Origin of the sequence: uncultured Streptococcus sp. (assembly GCF_963518475.1) — a bacterium.
In the GTDB taxonomy this organism is placed as follows: Bacteria; Bacillota; Bacilli; order Lactobacillales; family Streptococcaceae; genus Streptococcus.
On record NZ_CAUQJA010000011.1, the window covers coordinates 40,037 to 62,947 of the forward strand.

Below are 22,911 nucleotides of genomic sequence, written 5' to 3' on the forward strand. Positions count from 1 at the left end.
GCAGCACACTCCTAAAACACCATCTCCCCACTCTCTTCCAGCGTAAACTTGACATTATCCTCAATCCACTTACGGCGTGGTTCGACCTTATCGCCCATGAGGACATTGACACGGCGTTCGGCGCGTGCTAGGTCTTCGATGGTGACACGTATGAGGGTACGGGTTTCTGGATTCATGGTTGTTTCCCAGAGCTGGTCCGCATTCATCTCACCAAGTCCCTTGTAGCGTTGGAGTGTTGCGCCTTTACCAAACTGCTTGCGGAGTTCTTCAAGTTCTCCGTCTGTCCATGCGTAGGCCACTTCTTCTTTCTTGCCTTTACCTTTTGACATCTTGTAAAGAGGCGGGAGGGCGATATAAACATGTCCTGCCTCAACTAGCGGACGCATGTAGCGGTAGAAAAATGTCAAGAGTAAAGTCTGAATGTGGGCACCGTCGGTGTCCGCATCAGTCATGATAATGATCTTGTCATAGTTTGCATCTTCAATGGAGAAGTCTGCTCCAACACCCGCACCAATGGTATAAATCATGGTATTGATTTCTTCATTTTTGAGGATATCCGCCATCTTGGCTTTAGCTGTATTGATAACCTTACCTCGAAGGGGCAAGATTGCCTGGAACTTTCGGTCACGGCCTTGTTTGGCAGAACCTCCGGCAGAATCCCCCTCGACTAGATAGAGTTCATTCTTAGCTGGATTCTTAGACTGGGCTGGGGTCAATTTCCCAGACAACAAGCCCTTGTCTTTTTTATTTTTCTTACCATTTCGGCTCTCATCACGCGCCTTACGTGCCGCTTCACGAGCGTCACGGGCCTTGATAGCCTTGCGGATGAGGTTAGAAGCCAATTCCCCATTTTCCATAAGGAAAAAGGTCAACTTATCCGCCACAATTCCATCCACAACGGGACGAGCTAGTGGGCTTCCAAGTTTGTCCTTGGTCTGACCTTCAAACTGGAGGTGTTCTTCAGGAACCAAGATAGAAAGAACGGCTGCTAGTCCCTCACGATAGTCTGAACCTTCAAGGTTTTTATCTTTTTCCTTGAGAAGCCCCGTCTTACGCGCATAGTCGTTCATAACCTTGGTAATGGCAGACTTGAGACCTGTCTCGTGCGTACCACCATCTTTGGTGCGAACGTTATTAACAAAGGACAGAATGTTATCTGAGAATCCATCATTGTACTGGAGAGCTACTTCCACTTGGAACCCGTTGTCTTCACCTTCAAAGTAAAGGACTGGCGTCAAGGTTTCCTTGTCTTCGTTGAGGTAAGAAACAAAGTCCTGCACCCCGTTCTCATAGTGGAATTCAATAGCTTCCTCTGTTCGTTTGTCCGTTAATGACAAGGTCACATTTTTCAAGAGAAAGGCTGATTCATTAAGACGCTCTGAGATGGTATTGTACTTGAAGTCTGTCGTAGAGAAGATCGTCGCATCAGGCATAAAAGTAACCTTGGTACCTGTTTTAGACTTGGGTGCTGTACCGATTTTCTTCAGAGTCGTGACAGGTTTTCCACCATTTTCAAAACGTTGCTTGTAGATTGCCCCATCGCGAGTGATTTCAACTTCTAGCCAACTTGAAAGAGCGTTAACAACGGAAGAACCCACCCCGTGGAGACCACCAGATGTCTTGTAGCCACCTTGACCAAATTTTCCTCCAGCGTGGAGAATAGTAAAGATAACCTCAACAGTTGGAATTCCCATAGCATGCATACCAGTTGGCATCCCACGTCCGTGGTCTTGTACAGTCAAACTCCCATCTTTATTGATGGTCACATCAATACGGTCACCAAATCCAGACAAGGCTTCATCGACAGCATTATCAACGATTTCCCAGACTAGGTGGTGGAGACCAGCACCATCGGTCGATCCGATATACATCCCTGGACGTTTTCGGACCGCATCCAACCCTTCTAGCACCTGAATGGCATCATCATTATAATTGTTTATATTGATTTCCTTTTTTGACACAAGGAACCTCCTATTCGTTCATCTTTACTATTCTACAAGTTTTCCAAGGATTTTGCAAAATTTTTCTTTCTCCGGTGTGACAATTTCAGAAGAGATTCTCTGCCTTTCTTCTCCATTTCATGATATAATAGGAGTATGATTACAATAGTTTTATTAATCCTAGCCTATCTGCTGGGTTCGATTCCGTCTGGTCTCTGGATTGGACAAGTATTCTTTCAAATCAATCTGCGCGAGCATGGTTCTGGTAACACAGGAACGACCAATACCTTCCGTATTTTAGGAAAAAAAGCGGGAATGGCAACCTTTGTGATTGATTTTTTCAAAGGAACCCTAGCAACGCTTCTTCCGATTATGTTTCATCTGCAAGGCGTTTCGCCTCTCATCTTTGGACTTTTGGCTGTTATTGGCCATACCTTCCCTGTCTTTGCAGGATTTAAGGGTGGCAAGGCTGTCGCGACCAGTGCTGGAGTGATTTTCGGATTTGCACCTGTCTTCTGTCTCTACCTTGCAGTTGTTTTCTTTGGAACCCTCTATCTTGGTAGTATGATTTCACTATCTAGTGTCACAGCATCTATCGCGGCTGTCATTGGAGTTCTACTCTTTCCACTTTTTGGTTTTATCCTGAGTCACTACGACCCTCTCTTTATAGCCATTATCTTGGCTCTTGCTAGCTTGATTATCATTCGCCATAAGGACAATATCGCTCGTATCAAAAATAAAACTGAAAATCTTGTCCCTTGGGGACTGAACTTAACCCACCAAAACCCTAAAAAATAAAACGCCAGTTCTGAACTGCCCCCCAAAAGTTAGACAGAAAAAATCTAACTTTTGGGGTGTTTTTATTATGAAATTAACTTATGATGATAAAGTTCAGATCTATGAACTTAGAAAACAAGGATATAGCTTAGAGAAGCTTTCAAATAAATTTGGGATAAACAATTCTAATCTTAGGTATATGATTAAATTGATTGATCGTTACGGAATAGAGTTCGTCAAAAAAGGAAAAAATCGTTACTATTCTCCTGATTTAAAACAAGAAATGATTCATAAAGTCTTACATGAAGGCTGGACTAAAGATAGAGTTTCTCTTGAATACGGTCTCCCAAGTCGTACGATACTTCTTAATTGGCTAGCACAATACAAGAAAAACGGGTATACTATTGTTGAGAAAACAAGAGGGAGAGTACCTAAAATGGGACGTAAACGGAAGAAAACTTGGAAGGAAATGACAGAACTAGAGCGACTCCAAGAGGAGAATGAACGCTTACGTACCGAGGTTGCTTACTTAAAAAAATTAAAAGAGCTGGAAGACAGGGACGAAGCCATACAGCAAGAAAGGCAGAGACAATTAGAGAAATGGGTTCAGGAGGATTTCGACTAGATTTACTTCTTGAAGCGGCTCGTTTACCTCGCTCAACTTACTACTATCAGTTGAAGAAACTAGATGGACTTGACAAAGATAAAGAGCTTAAAACCGAAATTCAGGCCATTTATAATGACCATAAAGGAAATTATGGCTATCGGAGAGTTACTCTTAAACTAAGAAATCGTGGTTTTGTAGTGAATCATAAGAAAGTTCAACGTCTGATGAAGCTCCTTGGTTTAATAGCTCGAATTCGTCGGAGACGAAAGTATTCTTCCTACCAAGGAGAGATTGGCAAGAAAGCAGAGAATCTCATTCAACGCCAGTTTGAAGCATCGAGACCAATGGAAAAGTGTTATACGGATGTGACAGAGTTTGCCATTCCAAATAGCACGCAGAAATTGTATTTATCGCCTGTTTTAGATGGCTTTAACAGCGAAATTATTGCTTTTAATCTTTCTTGTTCTCCTAATTTAGAACAAGTAAAAACGATGTTGGAACAGGCCTTCACAGAGAAACACTACGAGAATACGATTCTCCATAGTGACCAAGGTTGGCAATACCAGCATGCATCTTACCATCAATTTTTGGAGAGTAAGGGAATTCAAGCATCCATGTCACGAAAGGGCAACAGCCCAGACAACGGTATGATGGAATCTTTCTTTGGCATTTTAAAATCCGAAATGTTTTATGGCCATGAGAAAAATTTTAAATCACTTAATCAATTGGAACAAGCCATTATAGACTATATCGATTACTACAACAACAAACGAATTAAGGTAAAACTAAAAGGACTTAGTCCTGTGCAATACAGAACTAAATCCTTTCAATAATTATTTGTCCAACTTTTTGGGGTCAGTACATTTGAACAGAATGTACTGACGTTTTTTTGTATGCTTATTTTGATTTGATATAGTTGATACCATCTGCTTTTGGTGCGACTGCTTTTCCAAAGAAGGCTGCCAAGACAAGAATGGTCAAAACATAAGGTGCGATTTGAAGGTAAACCGCAGGAACTCCTTGTAGGAATGGCAATTGAGATCCGATAACAGCCAAACTTTGTGAAAGCCCAAAGAAGAGACTAGATAGCATGGCTCCGATTGGATTCCATTTTCCGAAGATCATCGCAGCAAGAGCAATAAATCCAGGTCCAACAATAGTTGTCACTGAGAAGTTAACTGAGATTGATTGAGCATAAATCGCTCCCCCAATTCCACCTAGGAAACCTGAAATGATAACCCCTAAATATCTCATCTTGTAGACATTTATTCCCAAAGTATCTGCTGCTTGAGGATGTTCACCTACAGAGCGGAGACGAAGACCAAAACGGGTCTTGAAGAGGATAAACCAAGCAAGAAATGAGAAGGCAATCGCGATATAACCTAGCAGACTTGTTGATTTGAAGAAGATATCACCAATCACTGGGATATTAGCTAAGACTGGGAAGTCAAAGCGTCCAAAAGTCTGACTTAGGTTGTCGGTTTGTCCTTTGTTATAAAGAACTTTCACTAAGAAAACAGCCAAGGCAGGCGCCATTAAGTTCAATACCGTACCGCTGACAACATGGTCTGCACGGAAATGAACCGTTGCTGCTGCGTGGATGATAGAGAAAACACCACCAACCAATCCTGCAACTATCAAAGATAGCCATGGAGTTGCTGCTCCAAATTGTTCTGCAAATTCAAGGTTAAAGACAACTCCAGAAAAAGCACCCATAACCATAATTCCTTCAAGGCCGACATTTACGACACCACCACGTTCAGAGAAAACACCACCAATACTTGTAAAGATGAGGGGCGCTGAGTAAATCAGCATAGAAGACACCAAGAGGGTGAGCAAGGTTGTAATAGACATCTTTACTTACCTCCTTTAACTTGTTTTTTCGGTTTGACAAAGCGTTCGATAAGGTAATGAACACTGACAAAGAAGATAATAGACGCTGTTACAATGCTGACAAGCTCAGACGGTACCTGCGCTGCATTCATACCAGGGGCTCCAACTTGGAGAACACCAAATAGGAAGGCTGCAAAGAGAATACCAATTGGTGAGTTGGCCGCAAGCAGACTAACCGCCATCCCGTTAAATCCGACAGCTAATGACGACCCCTGAACATAAACGTTCTGGAAGGTTCCCAGACCTTCAACAGCTCCACCAAGACCTGCCAAAGCACCTGAAATAATCATTGAGAGGATAATCGTTCTTTTTGCAGAAATACCAGCATATTCTGAAGCATGTGGATTAAGACCAACCGCACGGATTTCAAAACCAAGGGTTGTTTTCTTGAGCATGAACCAAATGACTGCAACGGCAATGAGAGCAAAGAAAATACCAATATTCATCCGTGAATTACCAGTCAACTCAGCCAACCAAGGTGTCTGGTAGGTTGCATTAGCCCCAACACGAATGGTCGAATCTGTACTTTGCATGAAGTCTTTAGGAAAGGCATGGATAAAGGCATTTCCTACATACAAGACAATGTAGTTCATCATGATGGTTACGATAACCTCTGATGTTCCTAGATAAGCTCTAAGGATACCTGGAATCGCGCCGACAATCCCACCTGCAATCAAGGCAATCACGATAGTTGCTAGAATCATCAAAGGACGTGGCATATCTGGATACGACAAGGCAAACCAACCACTAAGAATCCAACCAGCCAAAGCCTGACCAGGAAGTCCAACGTTAAAGAAACCTGCACGACTGGCAACGGCAAAGCCAAGACCAATCAAGACCAAAGGTCCCATGGCACGGAAGATTTCCCCAATCCCACGCAGACTACCAAAGGCTGTATAGAACAATTCTTCGTAGCCCCAAATAGCATCATAACCAAAGATCCACATGACAATGGCTCCGAGTAAAATTCCTAGGAAGACAGAAATCAAGGGAACCGAAATTTGTTGTAATTTTTTAGACATCACTCTTCTCCTTTCCCAAGTTTCCACCAGCCATCAAGACACCAAGTTCTTGTTTATTGGTTGTTTCTGGTGATACAATACCTTGAATCTTACCATCGTGGATAACGGCAATACGGTCTGAGACGTTTAAAATCTCATCTAATTCAAAGCTGACAACAAGGACAGCCTTGCCATTATCACGCTCTTCAATCAAGCGTTTGTGGATATATTCAATGGCACCGACATCCAACCCACGAGTTGGCTGGCTGACGATAAGGAGTTCAGGATCTCGATCAATTTCACGAGCAATAATTGCTTTTTGTTGATTTCCTCCTGAGAGTGCAGCTGCAGGAACAAATTCACTGGCAGCACGAACATCAAATTCTTCCATTAGCTTTTTAGCATAAGAAGTAATATTTGAATAGTTCAAAATTCCATTTTTACTATGTGGTTCTTTGTAGTAGGTTTGAAGGGCAATATTTTCAGAAATCATCATTTCCAAAATCAAACCATCACGGTGACGGTCTTCTGGAACGTGCCCAACACTCAACTCTGTAATCTGACGTGGCTGCAAGCCTACAATTGAATCTCCTTTTAGCTCGATGCTACCAGATTCAACCTTGCGAAGACCTGTAATGGCTTGAATCAGTTCAGACTGACCATTTCCATCAATCCCCGCAATACCAACAATCTCTCCAGCACGAACATCCAAGGACAAATTTTTAACAGCTGGAACACCACGGTTTTCATTGACCACCAAATCTTTGATTGACAAGACCACTTCTTTTGGTTGAGAGGCTTGCTTCTCTGTTTTAAAGGAAACAGAACGACCTACCATCATTTCTGCCAAATCAGCATTGGTAGCCCCTGCGATTTCGACAGTTTCAATTGATTTCCCACGACGGATAACTGTAACGCGGTCAGAAACTGCTCGAATCTCGTCCAACTTATGGGTAATCAAGATAATTGATTTTCCTTCTTTGACAAGATTTTTCATAATAGCCATCAACTCATCAATTTCTGATGGAGTCAAAACAGCCGTTGGTTCGTCAAAGATAAGGATATCAGCCCCCCGATAAAGGGTTTTTAAAATTTCTACACGTTGTTGGGCTCCAACTGAGATATCTGCTACCTTGGCAGAAGGGTCAACAGCTAAGCCATAACGTTCAGAAAGAGCCTTGATTTCTTTGCTAGCTCCAGCGATATCTAGCACACCATTTTTAGTCAATTCACTACCTAAAATGATGTTTTCAGCCACTGTGAAGGCTTCTACCAACATAAAGTGCTGGTGAACCATTCCGATTCCCAAGCTAGCTGCTTTAGATGGTGAGTCGAGGTTGACAACTTGACCGTTGACCACAATTTCACCACTGGTTGGTTCAAGAAGCCCTGCTAACATGTTCATGAGCGTGGACTTTCCAGCCCCATTTTCTCCTAAAAGTGCATGAATTTCACCTTTTCGTAGGTGCAGGTTGATTTTGTCGTTGGCAACAAATTCACCAAACACCTTGGTAATATCACGCATCTCAATGACATTTTCGTGTGCCATGTGCTCTTCCTTTCAGAGTCTTATTTTATTTCAATAAAACTTGCTAGTTTCTCTAGTAGCAAGCTTTACTGAGACAAAATGACTTTGTCTCAACTCTTAAAAAAGCGGCCGAGGGCCGCTTCCTAAGAAATGACTTCCATCCATTATTTTGCAGGAACTTTTACGCTTCCATCAAGGATTTTAGCTTTTGCATCTTCAACAGCTTTTTTACCTTCTTCTGAAAGGTTTGTTACTGCCAAGTCAACACCTTTATCTTTCAATGAGTAAACGATTACTTGACCGCCAGGGAACTCACCTTTTTCTGCTTTGTTAGCAATATCTTTTACAGTTGTGCCAACTTGTTTCAAAGTAGATACAAGAACAAAGTTTGATTCTTTACCATCTTTAGAAGTGTATTTACCTTCTACTTCTTGGTCACGGTCAACACCGATAACCCAAACTTTTTCACTTTCAGGACGGCTCTCGTTGAGTGATTTTGCTTCTGCAAAGACACCTGCACCTGTACCACCAGCTACTTGGTAAACAACGTCTGCACCAGCTGCGTATTGTGCCGCTGCAATTGTTTTACCTTTGGCATTATCATTAAATGAACCAGCATAGTCAACTTGTACTTTTATAGATGAATCTACCGAGGCAACACCTGCCTTGAAACCAGCTTCAAAACGAGAGATAACTTCAGACTCCATACCACCTACAAAACCAACTTGTTTTGTTTTAGTTGTTTTAGCCGCTGCAACACCAGCAAGGTAAGCAGCTTCGTTATCGGCAAATGTTACACTAGCAACATTCTTTTGATCTTTAATCACATCATCAATCAAGACATAGTTCAAGTCAGAGTGGTCTTTTGCTGCTTCTTCAACCGCATTGTGAAGGGCAAAACCAACACCGAAGATTAGGTTGTAGCTTCCAGCAGCTTGTTGCAAGTTGTTAGCATAGTCAGCTTCACTTGTTGATTGGAAGTAAGTGAAACCTTTATCTTTTGAAAGATTGTGTTCTTTACCCCAGTCTTGCAAACCTTCCCAAGCTGATTGGTTGAATGATTTGTCATCAACACCACCAGTATCAGTGACGATTGCTGCTTTTGTCTTCACATCAGAAGATGAAGCTGCGTTACGAGAAGAGCGGTTACCACATGCAGCAAGTCCAACTGCTGCTACTGCAACTAGACCAAGGCCTAGCCATTGTTTCTTGTTCATTACTGAACCTCCTAAATAAGATGTGCAACGATGTTGCAAGTATGGATTTGTTGGCCACAAGGACCGTGCCACTCAGAGAGCGACTCAGACTAGTTTAAGTCTGTAAAAGAGTATGGAAGTAATTCCCCGACCGTCATCTCGACCGTCGATTTATCTTTTGCGACTAAGGTCACTTTTAGATCTTGTTCAAAAAATTCAGCCATCACTTGGCGACAAGCACCACATGGTGAAATTGGTTTTTCAGTCTCTCCATAGACAATCAATTCTGAAAATTCTCTTTGACCTTCAGAAACTGCTTTAAAAATCGCTGTGCGTTCTCCACAGTTGGTCAAAGAATAACTAGCATTCTCAATATTGACACCTGTATAAGTGCTACCATCTTTCGCCACCAGAACAGCTCCGACTGGAAAATGAGAATAGGGCACATAGGCTTTCTTGCTGGTTTCAATTGCTAGTTCAATCAACTCAGTAGTCGCCATCAGCCAATTCTCCTTTTAAAATGGCTACCCCAGCTGACGTTCCGATACGGGTCGCCCCTGCTTCTACAAATGCAAGAGCATCTGCATAAGAACGAGCTCCACCGGCAGCCTTGACACCCATTTCTGGTCCAACTGTTTCACGCATTAATCTAACATCTGCTACCGTAGCACCACCAGTTGAAAAGCCAGTTGAAGTTTTTACGAAGTCAGCTCCCGCTTTTTGGGCCAATTGGCAAGCCACAACTTTTTCTTGGTCTGTCAGAAGGCAAGCTTCAATAATGACTTTCACTAACTTGTCACCACTTGCTTCCACTACTGCACGAATATCCGACTCAACCAAGGCTAAATTGCCTGATTTGAGAGCCCCAACATTGATTACCATGTCAATCTCATCAGCCCCATTTTGGATAGCTTCTTTTGTTTCAAAAGCTTTCACAGTTGAAGTTGTTGCTCCCAAGGGGAAACCTACTACTGTGCAGACCTTGACATCTGTGCCTTCAAGCCCTTTTTTAGCATGTTCAACCCAGGCCGGATTAACGCAAACACTGGCAAAATCATACTCTCTAGCTTCAGACAACAAACAATCAATTTGATTTTCTGTCGCATCTTGTTTCAAAAGTGTATGATCGATATATTTATTTAATTTCATATTCGGATTCTCCTGCAGTTTATGAGATTATTTCTATGATTTCTCGTAAACTTTGCACACTATCATTTATTTTAACATATTTTTGAAAATCTGTAACTAGCTGAGGAGAAATTTTTCCATTTGTGTATACTTTTGCAACAATTTCTCCCTTTTGAACGGAATCTCCAACTTTCTTTTCAAAAACAATTCCTGTTTCATAGTCCAAGGCATCAGACTTGACTGCACGGCCAGCACCCAGTCTCATGGCATAAAGACCAAATTCCATAGCTGGAAGAGCTGAAATGACACCCGCTTCCTGAGCAAGGATTTCCACCACATGGGCTACATTTACAGGACGATATAGGTCTTCCAAGTCTCCACCTTGGGCTTGGACCATCTCCTCAAACTTAGCCAGTGCCTGCCCATTTTCAAGATGTTGGCGAACTTCTTCAACTGTTTTATTTACATTTGCCAGGCCAAGCATAATTTGAGCCAATTCACAGATGAAGTGGGTAATATCCTGACGGCCTTGACCTTGTAAAATCTCCAGTGCTTCAAGGATCTCCAGACGATTTCCAATCGCTCGTCCCAAAGGTTGACTCATATCCGTAATGACTGCTACCGTTTTTCTACCAACTGCCTTACCAAGTTCCACCATGGTTTGAGCCAATTCACGCGCCTCATCAACCGTCTTCATGAAGGCACCCTCACCGACAGTCACGTCTAGCAAAATAGCATCCGCTCCTGCCGCGATTTTCTTACTCATCACCGAACTAGCAATCAAAGGAATCGTGTCAACAGTTGCGGTCACATCACGTAGGGCGTAGAGAAGCTTATCTGCTTTGACCAGCTGGTCTGATTGCCCAATGACAGATACTCCAATATCCTGAACCTGATGAATGAAATCCTCTTGACTACGTTCTACTTGATATCCCTTAATGGACTCCAATTTATCAATTGTTCCACCAGTATGACCGAGACCACGACCACTCATTTTCGCGACTGGAACTCCAAAGCTTGCAACAAGAGGAGCCAAAATCAAGGTCACCTTATCACCAACACCCCCAGTAGAATGCTTGTCAACCTTAACCCCATCAATAGCAGATAAATCAAACTCTTGACCTGTCTGAACCATTTTCATAGTTAGGTCAGAGATTTCTCGAGTCGTCATTCCTTTGAAATAAACAGCCATAGCAAAGGCAGACATCTGATAATCAGGAACAGTTCCTGACACATAGCCTTCAACTAGCCATTCAATTTCACTCGAAGTCAGTTCTTGACCATCTCGTTTTTTTTGGATTAAATCAACTGCTCTCATTCGTTCACACTTCTAAGGATATAGTATCCCTTATCTTTTTTGACGATTTCACAATTGCCAAACACATCCTCCATCTTTGACTTGGCACTTGGAGCCCCTTGTTTCTTCTGGATAACGATTGTTAAATCTCCACCAGTTTCCAAAAAATCTTTACTTTTCTCAATGATTTCATGAACCACTTGCTTTCCCGCACGGATAGGAGGATTGGAAATGACATGTTCAAATTTCCCTTCAACTTGTTCATAGATGTTGGACTGGAAAATCGTCGCTTCTACTTTATTTCGTTCAGCATTTTGTCGCGCTAAATCCAAGGCACGATTATTGATATCGACCATGGTCGCCTGAACTCCATAAGCCTTAACTAAGGACAAGCCCAGAGGCCCATAACCACAGCCTACATCAAGGACATTCTCTCCTTGGTTGACCTCAAGACACTTGAGCAAGAGTTGACTTCCAAAATCAACCATTTTCTTGCTAAAAACACCCGCATCCGTTAAAAAGGTCATTTTTTGTCCCAACAATTCTACTCGCAACTCATGAATATCGTGAGCAGCGTCAGGATTTTCTGCATAATACATTTTACTCATGAAACTATTTTACCATAATTTAACGAAATATTAAATCGTTTCCAAGTAATTTGACAATACGATGTAGTTTGTTATTATTTTTCTAATCGAAAGAAACTTTTTCTATCAGATACTAGATGTTTTTAGTCCCAAAATATGCTATACTAAGATATCGAATCAGAAAGACAAACTTATGACCAACGAATTTTTACATTTTGAAAAAATCAGCCGCCAGACTTGGCAATCTTTACATCGGAAGACAACACCTCCTTTGACTGAAGAGGAATTAGAATCCATCAAGAGTTTTAATGACCAGATTAGCTTGCAGGATGTTACCGATGTCTATCTTCCACTAGCCCATCTCATCCAAATTTACAAGCGTACCAAGGATGATTTGGCCTTTTCAAAAGGAATTTTCCTTCAACGTGAAAGCAAATCTCAGCCTTTTATCATTGGGGTTTCTGGGAGTGTTGCCGTTGGAAAATCCACAACCAGTCGCCTACTTCAAATCCTACTGTCCCGTACACTTACAGATGCTACAGTTGAGTTGGTAACAACTGACGGCTTTCTCTATCCCAACCAGACCTTGATTGAACAAGGGATTTTAAATCGCAAGGGATTTCCTGAAAGCTATGATATGGAAGCTCTTCTCAACTTCCTGGATCGCATCAAAAATGGACAAGATGTGGATATTCCTGTCTATTCTCATGAAGTCTACGACATCGTACCTGAGGAAAAACAAAGCGTCAAAGCTGCAGACTTTGTAATTGTTGAGGGGATTAATGTCTTTCAGAATCCACAAAACGAGCGTCTCTATATCACTGACTTCTTTGACTTTTCAATCTATGTTGATGCCTCAGTAGATGACATCGAGAGTTGGTATCTTGATCGTTTCTTGAAAATGCTGAGCCTAGCTCAAAACGACCCTGATAGCTACTACTATCGTTTTACTCAAATGCCGATTGGGGAAGTGGAATCCTTTGCCCATCAGGTCTGGACCAGTATCAATCTCACAAATCTACAAAATTATATTGAACCAACCAGAAATCGTGCGGAAGTGATTCTTCATAAAACAAAGAACCATGAAATCGATGAAATTTACTTAAAAAAATAATTTTCCCTTGTCAAAACGTAAGTTTTCAGATATAATAGTATAGTTAGTAAATATGGAGGTAAGAACATTGGCAAACATTAAATCAGCTATCAAACGCGCTGAATTGAACGTTAAACAAAACGAAAAGAACTCAGCTCAAAAATCAGCTATGCGTACTGCTATCAAAGCTTTCGAAGCAAACCCATCTGAAGAACTTTTCCGTGCTGCTAGCTCAGCTATCGATAAAGCAGAAACTAAAGGTTTGATTCACAAAAACAAAGCAAGCCGCGATAAAGCTCGTCTTTCAGCTAAACTTGCTAAATAAGAAACAGTCCATGAGGCTGTTTTTTTGTCCCCAAATAGGAAAAGGTAGAAAATGAAAATTGCAATCATCGGATATTCTGGTGCTGGTAAGTCAACTCTAGCTGAAAAGTTATCTCTCTACTACTCAATCCCCAAACTTCACATGGACACACTCCAATTTCAACCCGGTTGGCAAGACAGTGACCAAGAATGGATGTTGACCGAGATGAAAAGCTTTCTCACCAAGCATGAAGCTTGGATCACTGATGGGAATTATTCTTGGTGCTATTACGAAGAAAGAATGCAGGAAGCTGACCAAATCATCTTTCTTAATTTTTCGCCATTGACCTGTCTCTTTCGAGCTTTTAAGCGTTATCTCAAATACCGAGGCAAGGTCAGAGAAAGTATGGCAGCTGGTTGTCAAGAACAATTTAATTGGGAATTTATCAGATGGATTCTCTGGGATGGACGGACTAAAGCTCAAAAAGAGAATTACCAAAAACTTTGCCAAGAATACTCACATAAAGTCACTATTCTTCGAAACCAAAGAGAGCTAGATCAATTTCTAGATAAGAAAAGGAAGTCCTCCAATTCATAAAGAAGGGCTTCCTTTTTTGGCTATAATTATTCTGCAATCAATGTTTCCAAACCAACCTTCATCATATCAGTGAAGGTGTTTTGGCGTTCTTCTGCAGTTGTGTCTTCGTCTGGATTGACCAAACTATCAGAAATAGTCATGATAGCAAGGGCGTCAACATGGTGTTGGGCAGCAAGATAGTAAAGTGCTGCTGCTTCCATTTCCACAGCCTTAACTCCCCATTTACCAAGTTCGATGTTCTTTTCAAAGTAGTTTGAATAAAAGACATCAGATGACAAAACGTTCCCAACGTGGGTGGTCATACCGAGTTCTTTAGCTATATGGTAGGCCTTATCAAGCAAATCAAAGCTAGCGATTTGTGGGAAATCATACTGTGGCCAGTCATTGCGGACGATGTTTGAGTTAGTTGCAGCTGCTTGCGCCAAAACCAATTCACGAACGTGAACATCTTCATTCAAAGAACCTGCTGTTCCCACACGAATCAATTTCTTCACACCGTAGTCCACAATCAACTCACGCGCATAAATCGAAATAGATGGCATTCCCATCCCAGTTCCCATAACAGATACACGGTGGCCCTTGTAAGTACCAGTGTAACCAAACATGTTACGCACTTCGTTAAAACAAACAGCATCTTCAAGAAAATTCTCAGCGATAAATTTCGCACGAAGAGGATCCCCAGGAAGAAGAATTTTATCAGCAATTTCACCCTGCTGAGCAGCAATATGGATAGACATAATTTATGATACAAAGAGTGACAAGAAAACGACTGAAAATTAGGAATCTGACGAGAAATCCTGATTTCTCAGTCAGATTATCTATTTTCCGAGTTTTCCGCTCGTGTTCAAATCAAAACACACGCTCTACCTTTCTTTATTTTATATTTTATATTGAGAAAGATACCAAACCCGTCAAAAAGCAAAGGGAAAATAGGAGTTGGGTGCAGTGAGCGATGCTCGCTAGACCAACTATCTTTTTCCCACTGCTTTTAGGGTGGGTTCAATTCCTTTCTTTCTTAATTTTGATGATATTGAGAAGATTAGACCGGCTTTTATTCAAATCCGAACTCCCTTCTCTTCTGAGTTTTTAGAAAAGTTTTCCGCTCGTGTTCAAATCAGAACATCTCGCTCTACCTTTCTTTTTTATTTTTATATTTCATAGCTAGGAAAAATCGGATTCAATCAAGATTCCAATAGGCCTACTACATTTTTATTTAAAACAGTTATAAATAAATTGAGAGTTTTTTTAATCTTTTAAATCAAATCATTGACTAGAAGAAATGGGCATTTTCTACCTAATTACTTTATTATTTGACTTCTGACACAGTATGCTAGCACAAGGAAAGCGGTCTAACATTTTTGCAAATTCATAGGCTAAAACAGCTGTTACTAAGAGATACGGAAGAGAATCTATACCTATCCCAGTGAAACCTATAACTAATCCGGTTGCAGAAATGGGCGCCCTCAAGGTCACAGACAAAAAGCAAACCGATCCCAAAAGCAAAATGGTTGACTGGCTATCCAAACCTAGAATCATGCCCAAGAGACCAGCTCCAGCCATCCCCAAGGCAAAAGATGGCGTAAGAGTACCACCATAGGCCCCTGCCCAAAGAATAATAAGAACGACCACTGCTTTTAGGAAAAACATGAGAAGCACTGTTTGACCACTGCTACCATTTAAAATTTCCTGAGCCATCATACGTCCATTTCCAAGTAGATGTGGAAAATAACTTGCCAACCCAGCAAGACAAAGAAAAGCTGAGGGCAATGTGAGAAGTATTCGTTTATCTTTTATTCTGTTTGAAGACGCTGCCTTACTTAAGCGACCAAAAAGCCAAGCTAGTGGGGTTAAGAAAAGAAGTAATAAGGGAATAATCCATATTTCCTTTAATGACCATGTGATGGCTGGAATCTGGTAGAGAGTCTGATCTGAAATAACCAAGCCTGCTATATAGGTTGAAACATAGGTAGTCAAACCGACTAAGATAAATCTTTTAATAGATAGAGCAATTCCTAGGGTTTCAAAAACAAAGAAGACACTTGTTAATGGAACCTGATAGACAGCCGCTAAACCAGCACCAGCACCACAAGCAAGGAGAAAGATGCGATCCTTCATAGACAGTATACATATTTTTCCAATTGGCCCTGCAAATAGAGTCCCAATCTCTCGTGGTGCAGCTTCTTTGCCAATAGGCGCTCCCCCTCCAACTGCAATGATCTGCCAAATTGAATGAAATAGCTGTCTTAAAAAATGAAGCTTGTATTGTGAAGTCTCATCCTTCATCTGAGCTTTGATGGAATAAATCTTCGACCCTTTTTGCAAGAAATACCAGACCAAGGATGAGCCAAGACCCACGATTATTAAACTTAGTCCTATCCGTGAGGAGGAAACTCCATCTGTCAAAAATCCACTATGATGCTCTGACTGACCAAAAGCTAGACTCTCTACCATCTCTAAAAGATAATGGAGAAAAATACCAGATAAACCCGAAACTATTCCTTGTAGAATTACTGCTAGGAATAATCTAAAATTATAAGGGATTTTTCGAAAAATACTCCTCAATTCTATTAACATGATTACAATTCTGCAAGAATCGCTTTCAGCAAGCCTTTGAAGTCACCTTTAACACGTTCAGTCACTTCTACAACTTCTTCGTGGTTGAGTTCTTCTTGGAAACCAGCAGCATGGTTAGTGATACATGAAATACCAAGAACTTTCAAGCCTGAGTGGGCTGCCACAATAACTTCAGGAACAGTCGACATACCAACTGCATCTGCTCCCAGTGTCTTATAGGCGCGAATTTCTGCTGGTGTTTCATAAGTCGGACCAGTTACACCGATATAGACACCTTCATCAAGCTTGATACCAAGTTTTTTAGCCACTTCATGGGCAGTAGCACGGTATTCTGGTGTATAGGCTTTAGACATATCAGGGAAACGTGGACCAAAATCATCCAAGTTTTCACCCATCAATGGGTTTTGACCTGTCATGTTGATATGGTCTGAGATAGCCATCAAAGTACCAGGCCCATATCCAATACCACCAGCTGCATTGGTTACAATGACACCTTCACATCCAAGAACTTTCATGACACGAACTGGGAAAGTCACAACTTCCAGAGGATTTCCTTCGTAGAAATGGAAACGCCCTTGAAGAGCTAAGACCTTGCGACCTGCAAGTTCACCATATACCAATTTACCAGCGTGACCGACTACTGTAGAGCGGCCCCAGTTTGGAATCTCAGCATAGTCTACTACAACTGGATTTTCGATTTCTTCTGCAAGTTCTCCAAGTCCTGATCCAAGGATTAGACCAAACTCAGGCGCTTGAACACCCTTTTCTTTCAGGAAAGCAGCTGTTTCATTGATTTTGTTTAAAAATGTCATTGTGTGTCTCCTTTATTAGTTTTTAGCATTTGACCGATTTTGTCAAAGGTTTTTGCATTACGAATAGTAATATTGCGATAGAAAGGCATCTTGAGCAAGTATTTGTGATAGGCAGTTGCATAGTAGGATTCTTCAGAAAATTTCCCCCAGAAAATCCCAAGTTTTCCAAAATGAACGACTTCATCTACCAGTTCCAAACTGTCCACTTTCTCGATCACTTGATCCACATCCAAGCTCTCCGTGTAGAAGAGCACATCTTTTCGAGCCAGGTCTTTGGTCCACCAATCTGGCAGATTCTTCAGCTCTTCTTCATAATCTTCCTGACTCAGCAAAGAAAAGCTCTGAATAAATGGATAATGGACTTCAAAGAATACCTCTAACTTTTCAACCAATTGGGCTTTGGGAGCTGTCGAAGTAAAGAAAATATTGCCACTGTTGATGTAGGTTTCAACCTTTTCCAGTCCCAAGTCTGTCAGTTCTTGACGAAGTTGCGCCATGACAACCTTATTTTTCCCACCAACATTAATGCCCCGAACAAGTAAAGCATAGTGCGTCATCTTATACCAATTTATCTAAGAAACTTTCCCCAATCATGGCAGTTTCAACACCAAAGTTATCCGCAACTGTCGCTGAGATATCTGCAAAACGTCCAACTGGAATGACACCATTTCCTTTAAAGGAAGGACTGTAAGCCAAAAGTGGAATATATTCGCGAGTGTGGTCTGTTCCTGCATAGGTTGGGTCATTTCCATGGTCCGCTGTAATCAAGAGAAGATCATTCTCTCTCATGGCTGCGATAATTTCAGGTAAGCGTTCATCAAACTCATGCAAGCAATCACGGTAACCATGAGCATTGCGACGGTGGCCGTAAAGGGCATCAAAGTCAACCAAGTTTGTGAATGAGAATCCTTTTTCAAACTCAGCAAGGCCCATGGTCTTCAATAGTGTATCAATTCCATGACTATTTGACTTGTTGTGACCCATATCATGGTTGATACCAGCACCGTTAAAGATATCGTTGATTTTCCCAACAGCGTAAGTATCGATACCAGCCTCGTTCAATTTATCCAAAACAGTTGGTGCAAATGGGGATACGGCCAAGTCACGACGATTTGCAGTACGAGTGAAGTTACCAGGCTCACCTACATAAGGACGGGCAATGATACGACCAAGAAGGGCAGGACGCTCAAGGGTAATCGAACGAGCGTATTCACAAATACGATAAAGTTCATCCAAAGGAATGATGTCTTCGTGGGCAGCAATCTGCAAAACAGGGTCAGCTGAAGTATAGATAATCAACTCCCCAGTTTCCATCTGACGTGGTCCAAAATCGTCGATAACAGCTGTTCCTGAGTAAGGTTTGTTAGCTTCACGAATAACCTTGCGTCCTGAAAATTCTTCGATTTTTGTCAAGATTTCTTCTGGGAATCCATTCCAAAAAGTATCGAAAGGTTCTGTAATGTTAAGGCCCATGATTTCCCAGTGTCCAGTCATAGTATCCTTACCAAGAGATACTTCTTCTAATTTTGTTGCATATCCTGTTGGATTGCTTTCAGCTGGAACAGTCTTAAGAGGAGTTTCTCGAGGAATATTTCCAAGACCAATTTTAGCCATGTTTGGCACATTCAAACCAACTGTTTTGGAAATATGCCCTAATGTGTCAGAAGCTCCATCTGGAACCCCTGCATTGACAAAGTTATTAGCATCTGGTGCAGCACCGATTCCTACAGAATCTAGTACCACCAAGTGAATACGATTAAATTTTGACATAGTGTATCTCCTTATTATTTTAGTTATCTTGCTTTTGTTGAAGTTAAAATCTGAATCCCATCTCGTCCAGCTACGATGACCTTATCCACCATTTGGTTGAATAAGCCATGCTCTACAACACCAACGATATGGTCCAATTCTTGCCCGAAGGCAATTGGATCTTCAATGACATCTAAGGCAAGGTCAATGATAAAATTCTGCATATCCGTCACAAAACGTTGGCCATCTTTTTCACGGAAACTTGGTTTGTAGCCAGCTCGCTCAAAACGACGAAAGACCTGTTCTGCGCCATACTGAACCACTTCTACTGGCAATTTAAAAGCACCTAGTTTGTCTACTAGCTTGCTTTCATCCACCACCCAAAAGTATTCTTTTGAAGGCGTTGCGACAACCTTCTCCATCAGAAGAGCACCACCACCACCTTTGATTCCATTAAACTGACTATCCACTTCATCGGCCCCGTCAACTGTCACATCGACGAAGTCTACTTGGTCAATAGACTTGAGTGGGATATTAAGCCCTTCAGCCTGTTTACTAGTCACACTAGAAGTCGTTACAGCTGTAATCTGTAACCCTTCTTCCTTGATACGACGACCGATTTCTTCGACAAAATAATAGGCAGTAGAACCCGTTCCCAGTCCGACAACCATCCCATCCTTGACAAACTCAGCAGCCTTGATACCTGCCATTTTCTTCAGATTTTCCACTCAAACACCTCCATTAAAGAGCTACTTTTATTATAACATGTATCCTTTTTTATTTCATGGATACACTAGAAAAACCCGAACATTTTTATTTTTATGTCCACCTTGTTTTGGTAGTTAGAATCTTAGTTATGAGAACTTGTAGATAAAAACATGTCCTAGCCAAAAGCAGCAACAGTTGATTTTTTATCATAAAGATGATTAAATAGTTAAGTACAGAAAAGGAGAAATAAGATGAACCCATTAGATTTGTTTAACCAAGTAAAAGAATTAATCGAAACAAAAGATTTCGAAGCTGCAAAAACATTTGTTGCAGAAAATCAAGACCAACTTGGAGAATACTTCTCTCAAGCTCAGCAGTTGATTTCTGGTTCTGAAGGTCTAGATGGCCTCGTTGGAAAGATTAAAGGATTTTTCTAAAAGATATAAAGGCGCCTGAAACCATCAGGTGCCTTTTTGAGATATTTTTTTCATTCTTTTGGGCAGATAAGAGCTGATTCCCGTCGGCAAGACCACATAATGTTCTTGAGATAGTTCTTGGGCTATTGCTGAATGAAGATGAGTCGCTACTGCCACACGTTCGTAGAGACTGGCCTGTCGAAATTGGCCTGCAAATCCTGCAATCATTCCAGCCAGAGTATCTCCCATTCCACCAGTCGCCTGATAGGGACCGCCAACTTGTAACTGGTAATAATCAGATTGACCAACTTGCCAAATACGAGTAGCTGGACCTTTCTCCACCAAAATTGTTCCTTGAGGAAAGGAAGTCAGGGCACTAGCCGTTGCAGCTTCCTTTTGCTTTTCAATAGCAATACCAGACAGCTTTTCCCATTCTTTTTGGTGGGGAGTTAGGATAAGCTGGTTAGATGGAAATGACAAACTTGTCCTAGCAAGGACGGTTAAGGCCCCTCCGTCTACAATCAAAATCTGATTCTTTTTTAAGCTAGCAAAGACCTGTTTTACTAGATTTTCTCCAAAAGCGTCGTCTCGTAAACCAGGTCCCACTAAGACCACTTCTGCCTTCTCCAACTGCTCTTTTAACAGTTGCTGGTCTTGAAGAGAAAAGGCCATAGCCTCAGGTAAATGACTGTGCAAAGCTGGGATATTTTCCCTATCTGTTCCAACAGTCACCAAACCAGCTCCACTTTTAACAGATGCCAAAGCAGCCATGATGATAGCACCACCATAAGGATAAGTCCCACCCAGCAACAGCAGACGGCCATAGTCTCCTTTATGACTGGTACGAGAACGTTCAATAATGACTTTTTCTAGTAAGGTTTGATTAATCACTTTCATCTTTTTTCCTCTCGCATTTATTATACAACAAAAAGGAGGCGCATACCTCCTTTTCTACTATTTTCCCTTAAATTCCGTAAAAGTCTGTAAGATTTTGGCTGCTACTGTCGGAGAAGGAGCTTCCTTTATCTCTAAAGTTTCATCTGCATATGGAGTAAGACCAGAAAAATCTCCTATCTGAACTGAATAAAGAGACCTTTTAAACAGTTCAATGTCGTTTTGGTCATTTCCAAAAGCAATAACATTCTCTCCACATAATTTTTCAACAGTTGTCGCCTTATGAATATCCAAAGGATTGATATAAAGGCACTTTTCATGAGCATGATAGGACAGATGAGCCTGCCCCAATCTTTCTAGCTGAGTAAGCAAATCATCAAGCAAAGTCTCATGATCTCCCATATAAACAACTAACTTAATCGGAGTGCCCAAGTCCTCAAGCTTCTGATGACGAGCTACCTTTAGGGGATCCACACTGGAGATAAATGGAATCTTCTCTAGAATCTGACCACTATAGTCAAAACAATCATCTACAAAGAAAGGGAGATTATAGGTCTGGCAATAATCCACTAGCGTCTGATAAATCCTAACATCGAGATTCCTTTCATAGATAGCTTTTCCCAGATAATAGGCTACACCACCATTCAAACCTATGACCAAGCGCTGACTAAGCTCGAAACCTAATAAGCCCAAACAATCCCGATAAGAGCGAGCTGAGGCAAATACAACCTCATGGCCATAATCTTCAGCCTTTAAAAGAACCTGCCTAATCTCTTCATCTATGGTCATATAGTCAAAAGACAGCGTCCCATCCAAATCAAATACGAATTTCATTTTCCTAGTCCTTGTCCAATGTCCGGAGTGCTGCTTGATAAGTTTGCTCCATCAGCATGGTAATGGTCATAGGACCGACACCTCCAGGGACTGGCGTGATATGGCTAGCAAGTGGTGCAACTGCCTCATAATCCACATCTCCACAGAGCTTGCCATTTTCATCGCGGTTCATCCCAACGTCAATGACAACCGCACCTGGTTTGACAAAGTCAGCAGTCACAAACTTGGCACGACCGATTGCAACCACCAGAATATCTGCTTTAGCAGCCACCTTGGCAAGATTATGAGTCCGTGAGTGAGTCAAGGTCACTGTTGCATTCTTGGCCACAAGAAGCTGAGCCATGGGTTTTCCAACGATATTGGAACGACCGATAACAACCGCATTTTTACCTTCTAATTCAATCCCATATTCATGAAACATTTCTATAATTCCTGCAGGCGTAGAAGGAATCATGACTGGATGACCAGACCAGAGGCGTCCCATGTTTAAGGGATGGAAACCATCCACATCCTTTTCTGGGTCAATGGCCAACAAAACTGCTTCTTCATCAATATGTTTTGGTAATGGTAACTGGACCAATATCCCATGCCAAGCTGAATCTTGATTGTATTTGGCAATCAAGTCTAACAATTCCTCTTGAGTAATGGTATCTGGAACTCGCACAACTTCACTACGGAATCCAGCCGCAAGGGCTGACCTCTCCTTGTTACGAACGTAGACTTGGCTGGCAGGGTTGTCCCCAACCAAAATCACTACCAAACCAGGTACTAGCCCCGTTTCTTCCTTTAATCTTTTAGTCTTTTCAGCCAGCTGTCCTTGTAACTTAGCTGCTAGAGCCTTCCCATCAATAATCTGTGTCATATCACTTCTCTTTTCTTTCAAATATCTTCCATTATACCAAAAACTGCTAATCCCCTCTAACACTTCTTTCCTAGGCTATCCTATAGTTTCAAACTATAAGAAAAAGCTCTAGTC

General features: G+C 41.5%; 24 protein-coding genes. 6 read left to right on the top strand and 18 right to left on the bottom strand.

The features are described from left to right. Positions 1–11: 11 nt before the first annotated feature. The gene (gene parE, locus RYK12_RS05865) at positions 12–1,961 is read right to left on the bottom strand and encodes a DNA topoisomerase IV subunit B (protein ID WP_314847671.1); all 1,950 of its coding nucleotides are present in this window, start codon (positions 1,959–1,961) and stop codon (positions 12–14) included. Between the two features lie 135 nt (positions 1,962–2,096). Here parE and plsY point away from each other — a divergent pair, with 135 nt between their 5' ends. After that, on the top strand, positions 2,097–2,738 hold the full coding sequence (gene plsY / locus RYK12_RS05870) for a glycerol-3-phosphate 1-O-acyltransferase PlsY (protein ID WP_314847674.1): 642 nt from the start codon (positions 2,097–2,099) through the stop codon (positions 2,736–2,738). Positions 2,739–2,805: 67 nt separating this feature from the next. Continuing rightward, a protein-coding gene (locus RYK12_RS05875; protein ID WP_399555441.1) for an IS3 family transposase occupies positions 2,806–4,157 on the top strand; the annotation gives its coding sequence in 2 pieces (ribosomal slippage) (positions 2,806–3,256 and positions 3,256–4,157; 1,353 coding nt in all). 64 nt (positions 4,158–4,221) lie between these two features. Here RYK12_RS05875 and RYK12_RS05880 read toward each other — a convergent pair. The 8 genes from RYK12_RS05880 to RYK12_RS05915 form a co-directional block, all read right to left on the bottom strand. After that, positions 4,222–5,178 (bottom strand): ABC transporter permease, encoded by a 957-nt coding sequence (locus RYK12_RS05880; RefSeq protein WP_314847677.1) that lies wholly within the window; start codon positions 5,176–5,178, stop codon positions 4,222–4,224. A 2-nt stretch (positions 5,179–5,180) separates the two neighbouring features. Next, positions 5,181–6,239, bottom strand: coding sequence for an ABC transporter permease (locus tag RYK12_RS05885; protein WP_314847678.1), 1,059 nt, complete (start codon positions 6,237–6,239; stop codon positions 5,181–5,183). Continuing rightward, on the bottom strand, positions 6,232–7,767 hold the full coding sequence (locus tag RYK12_RS05890; RefSeq protein ID WP_314847680.1) for an ABC transporter ATP-binding protein: 1,536 nt from the start codon (positions 7,765–7,767) through the stop codon (positions 6,232–6,234). The genes RYK12_RS05885 and RYK12_RS05890 overlap by 8 nt, the downstream gene beginning before the upstream one ends. Before the next feature lie 143 nt (positions 7,768–7,910). Then, entirely contained in the window at positions 7,911–8,963 is a 1,053-nt protein-coding gene (locus RYK12_RS05895; protein ID WP_314847681.1) for a BMP family protein, read from the bottom strand. Positions 8,964–9,052: 89 nt separating this feature from the next. Next, a complete protein-coding gene (locus RYK12_RS05900) occupies positions 9,053–9,442 on the bottom strand; it encodes a cytidine deaminase (protein WP_125458026.1) in 390 nt (129 codons plus the stop codon). Next, positions 9,429–10,091, bottom strand: a complete 663-nt coding sequence (gene deoC, locus RYK12_RS05905) for a deoxyribose-phosphate aldolase (protein ID WP_314847685.1) — start codon at positions 10,089–10,091, stop codon at positions 9,429–9,431. Before deoC ends, RYK12_RS05900 begins: the two co-directional genes overlap by 14 nt. Before the next feature lie 19 nt (positions 10,092–10,110). Then, complete coding sequence (locus tag RYK12_RS05910) at positions 10,111–11,388, bottom strand: pyrimidine-nucleoside phosphorylase (protein ID WP_314847687.1); 1,278 nt, start codon at positions 11,386–11,388, stop codon at positions 10,111–10,113. Beyond that, complete coding sequence (locus tag RYK12_RS05915) at positions 11,385–11,975, bottom strand: class I SAM-dependent methyltransferase (protein ID WP_314847689.1); 591 nt, start codon at positions 11,973–11,975, stop codon at positions 11,385–11,387. Before RYK12_RS05915 ends, RYK12_RS05910 begins: the two co-directional genes overlap by 4 nt. 172 nt (positions 11,976–12,147) lie before the next feature. Between RYK12_RS05915 and coaA the strand changes: the two genes are divergently transcribed. From coaA to RYK12_RS05930, 3 genes are all read left to right on the top strand, one after another. Further along, positions 12,148–13,068, top strand: coding sequence for a type I pantothenate kinase (gene coaA, locus RYK12_RS05920; RefSeq protein WP_314847691.1), 921 nt, complete (start codon positions 12,148–12,150; stop codon positions 13,066–13,068). Between the two features lie 67 nt (positions 13,069–13,135). After that, positions 13,136–13,372 carry a 30S ribosomal protein S20 gene (rpsT, locus tag RYK12_RS05925; protein WP_001274000.1) on the top strand — a complete coding sequence of 79 codons (237 nt, stop codon included), beginning with the start codon at positions 13,136–13,138 and terminating at the stop codon, positions 13,370–13,372. Between the two features lie 51 nt (positions 13,373–13,423). Then, positions 13,424–13,948: a DNA topology modulation protein gene (locus RYK12_RS05930; protein ID WP_314847700.1), complete on the top strand. Its 525-nt coding sequence runs from the start codon at positions 13,424–13,426 to the stop codon at positions 13,946–13,948. Between the two features lie 26 nt (positions 13,949–13,974). Here RYK12_RS05930 and deoD read toward each other — a convergent pair whose 3' ends face one another. The 6 genes from deoD to rpiA form a co-directional block, all read right to left on the bottom strand. Continuing rightward, positions 13,975–14,685, bottom strand: a complete 711-nt coding sequence (gene deoD / locus RYK12_RS05935) for a purine-nucleoside phosphorylase (protein ID WP_000022097.1) — start codon at positions 14,683–14,685, stop codon at positions 13,975–13,977. Between the two features lie 553 nt (positions 14,686–15,238). Next, the gene (locus RYK12_RS05940) at positions 15,239–16,522 is read right to left on the bottom strand and encodes a chloride channel protein (RefSeq protein WP_314847702.1); all 1,284 of its coding nucleotides are present in this window, start codon (positions 16,520–16,522) and stop codon (positions 15,239–15,241) included. A 2-nt stretch (positions 16,523–16,524) separates the two neighbouring features. Continuing rightward, complete coding sequence (locus RYK12_RS05945; protein WP_261142145.1) at positions 16,525–17,334, bottom strand: purine-nucleoside phosphorylase; 810 nt, start codon at positions 17,332–17,334, stop codon at positions 16,525–16,527. Next, the gene (locus RYK12_RS05950; protein WP_314847706.1) at positions 17,331–17,891 is read right to left on the bottom strand and encodes a DUF1697 domain-containing protein; all 561 of its coding nucleotides are present in this window, start codon (positions 17,889–17,891) and stop codon (positions 17,331–17,333) included. The genes RYK12_RS05945 and RYK12_RS05950 overlap by 4 nt, the downstream gene beginning before the upstream one ends. 1 nt (position 17,892) lies before the next feature. Further along, positions 17,893–19,104 (bottom strand): phosphopentomutase, encoded by a 1,212-nt coding sequence (locus RYK12_RS05955; RefSeq protein WP_227325987.1) that lies wholly within the window; start codon positions 19,102–19,104, stop codon positions 17,893–17,895. Positions 19,105–19,127: 23 nt separating this feature from the next. Further along, positions 19,128–19,811, bottom strand: a complete 684-nt coding sequence (rpiA, locus tag RYK12_RS05960) for a ribose-5-phosphate isomerase RpiA (protein ID WP_261056721.1) — start codon at positions 19,809–19,811, stop codon at positions 19,128–19,130. Positions 19,812–20,042: 231 nt separating this feature from the next. On the opposite strand from rpiA, the gene RYK12_RS05965 reads away from it, so the two are divergent. Next, positions 20,043–20,228, top strand: a complete 186-nt coding sequence (locus RYK12_RS05965) for a hypothetical protein (RefSeq protein WP_001068557.1) — start codon at positions 20,043–20,045, stop codon at positions 20,226–20,228. Between the two features lie 24 nt (positions 20,229–20,252). Here the strand turns inward: RYK12_RS05965 and RYK12_RS05970 are convergent, their stop codons facing one another. From RYK12_RS05970 to RYK12_RS05980, 3 genes are read right to left on the bottom strand one after another with little or no spacing between them, the layout of a single operon-like run. Continuing rightward, the gene (locus tag RYK12_RS05970) at positions 20,253–21,104 is read right to left on the bottom strand and encodes an NAD(P)H-hydrate dehydratase (RefSeq protein WP_314847709.1); all 852 of its coding nucleotides are present in this window, start codon (positions 21,102–21,104) and stop codon (positions 20,253–20,255) included. Between the two features lie 57 nt (positions 21,105–21,161). Then, positions 21,162–21,935: an HAD family hydrolase gene (locus RYK12_RS05975; protein WP_261117508.1), complete on the bottom strand. Its 774-nt coding sequence runs from the start codon at positions 21,933–21,935 to the stop codon at positions 21,162–21,164. A 4-nt stretch (positions 21,936–21,939) separates the two neighbouring features. Beyond that, positions 21,940–22,797, bottom strand: coding sequence for a bifunctional methylenetetrahydrofolate dehydrogenase/methenyltetrahydrofolate cyclohydrolase (locus RYK12_RS05980; RefSeq protein ID WP_314847712.1), 858 nt, complete (start codon positions 22,795–22,797; stop codon positions 21,940–21,942). Positions 22,798–22,911: the final 114 nt, after the last annotated feature.

Excerpts from the sequence above, each read along its gene's own strand:
- plsY (WP_314847674.1), top strand. The coding sequence starts at position 2,097 with ATGATTACAATAGTTTTATTAATCCTAGCCTATCTGCTGGGTTCGATT.
- RYK12_RS05880 (WP_314847677.1), bottom strand. The coding sequence starts at position 5,178 with ATGTCTATTACAACCTTGCTCACCCTCTTGGTGTCTTCTATGCTGATT.
- RYK12_RS05885 (WP_314847678.1), bottom strand. The coding sequence starts at position 6,239 with ATGTCTAAAAAATTACAACAAATTTCGGTTCCCTTGATTTCTGTCTTC.
- RYK12_RS05890 (WP_314847680.1), bottom strand. The coding sequence starts at position 7,767 with ATGGCACACGAAAATGTCATTGAGATGCGTGATATTACCAAGGTGTTT.
- RYK12_RS05895 (WP_314847681.1), bottom strand. The coding sequence starts at position 8,963 with ATGAACAAGAAACAATGGCTAGGCCTTGGTCTAGTTGCAGTAGCAGCA.
- RYK12_RS05900 (WP_125458026.1), bottom strand. The coding sequence starts at position 9,442 with ATGGCGACTACTGAGTTGATTGAACTAGCAATTGAAACCAGCAAGAAA.
- deoC (WP_314847685.1), bottom strand. The coding sequence starts at position 10,091 with ATGAAATTAAATAAATATATCGATCATACACTTTTGAAACAAGATGCG.
- RYK12_RS05910 (WP_314847687.1), bottom strand. The coding sequence starts at position 11,388 with ATGAGAGCAGTTGATTTAATCCAAAAAAAACGAGATGGTCAAGAACTG.
- RYK12_RS05915 (WP_314847689.1), bottom strand. The coding sequence starts at position 11,975 with ATGAGTAAAATGTATTATGCAGAAAATCCTGACGCTGCTCACGATATT.
- coaA (WP_314847691.1), top strand. The coding sequence starts at position 12,148 with ATGACCAACGAATTTTTACATTTTGAAAAAATCAGCCGCCAGACTTGG.
- RYK12_RS05930 (WP_314847700.1), top strand. The coding sequence starts at position 13,424 with ATGAAAATTGCAATCATCGGATATTCTGGTGCTGGTAAGTCAACTCTA.
- deoD (WP_000022097.1), bottom strand. The coding sequence starts at position 14,685 with ATGTCTATCCATATTGCTGCTCAGCAGGGTGAAATTGCTGATAAAATT.
- RYK12_RS05940 (WP_314847702.1), bottom strand. The coding sequence starts at position 16,522 with ATGTTAATAGAATTGAGGAGTATTTTTCGAAAAATCCCTTATAATTTT.
- RYK12_RS05945 (WP_261142145.1), bottom strand. The coding sequence starts at position 17,334 with ATGACATTTTTAAACAAAATCAATGAAACAGCTGCTTTCCTGAAAGAA.
- RYK12_RS05950 (WP_314847706.1), bottom strand. The coding sequence starts at position 17,891 with ATGACGCACTATGCTTTACTTGTTCGGGGCATTAATGTTGGTGGGAAA.
- RYK12_RS05955 (WP_227325987.1), bottom strand. The coding sequence starts at position 19,104 with ATGTCAAAATTTAATCGTATTCACTTGGTGGTACTAGATTCTGTAGGA.
- RYK12_RS05965 (WP_001068557.1), top strand. The coding sequence starts at position 20,043 with ATGAACCCATTAGATTTGTTTAACCAAGTAAAAGAATTAATCGAAACA.
- RYK12_RS05970 (WP_314847709.1), bottom strand. The coding sequence starts at position 21,104 with ATGAAAGTGATTAATCAAACCTTACTAGAAAAAGTCATTATTGAACGT.
- RYK12_RS05975 (WP_261117508.1), bottom strand. The coding sequence starts at position 21,935 with ATGAAATTCGTATTTGATTTGGATGGGACGCTGTCTTTTGACTATATG.
- RYK12_RS05980 (WP_314847712.1), bottom strand. The coding sequence starts at position 22,797 with ATGACACAGATTATTGATGGGAAGGCTCTAGCAGCTAAGTTACAAGGA.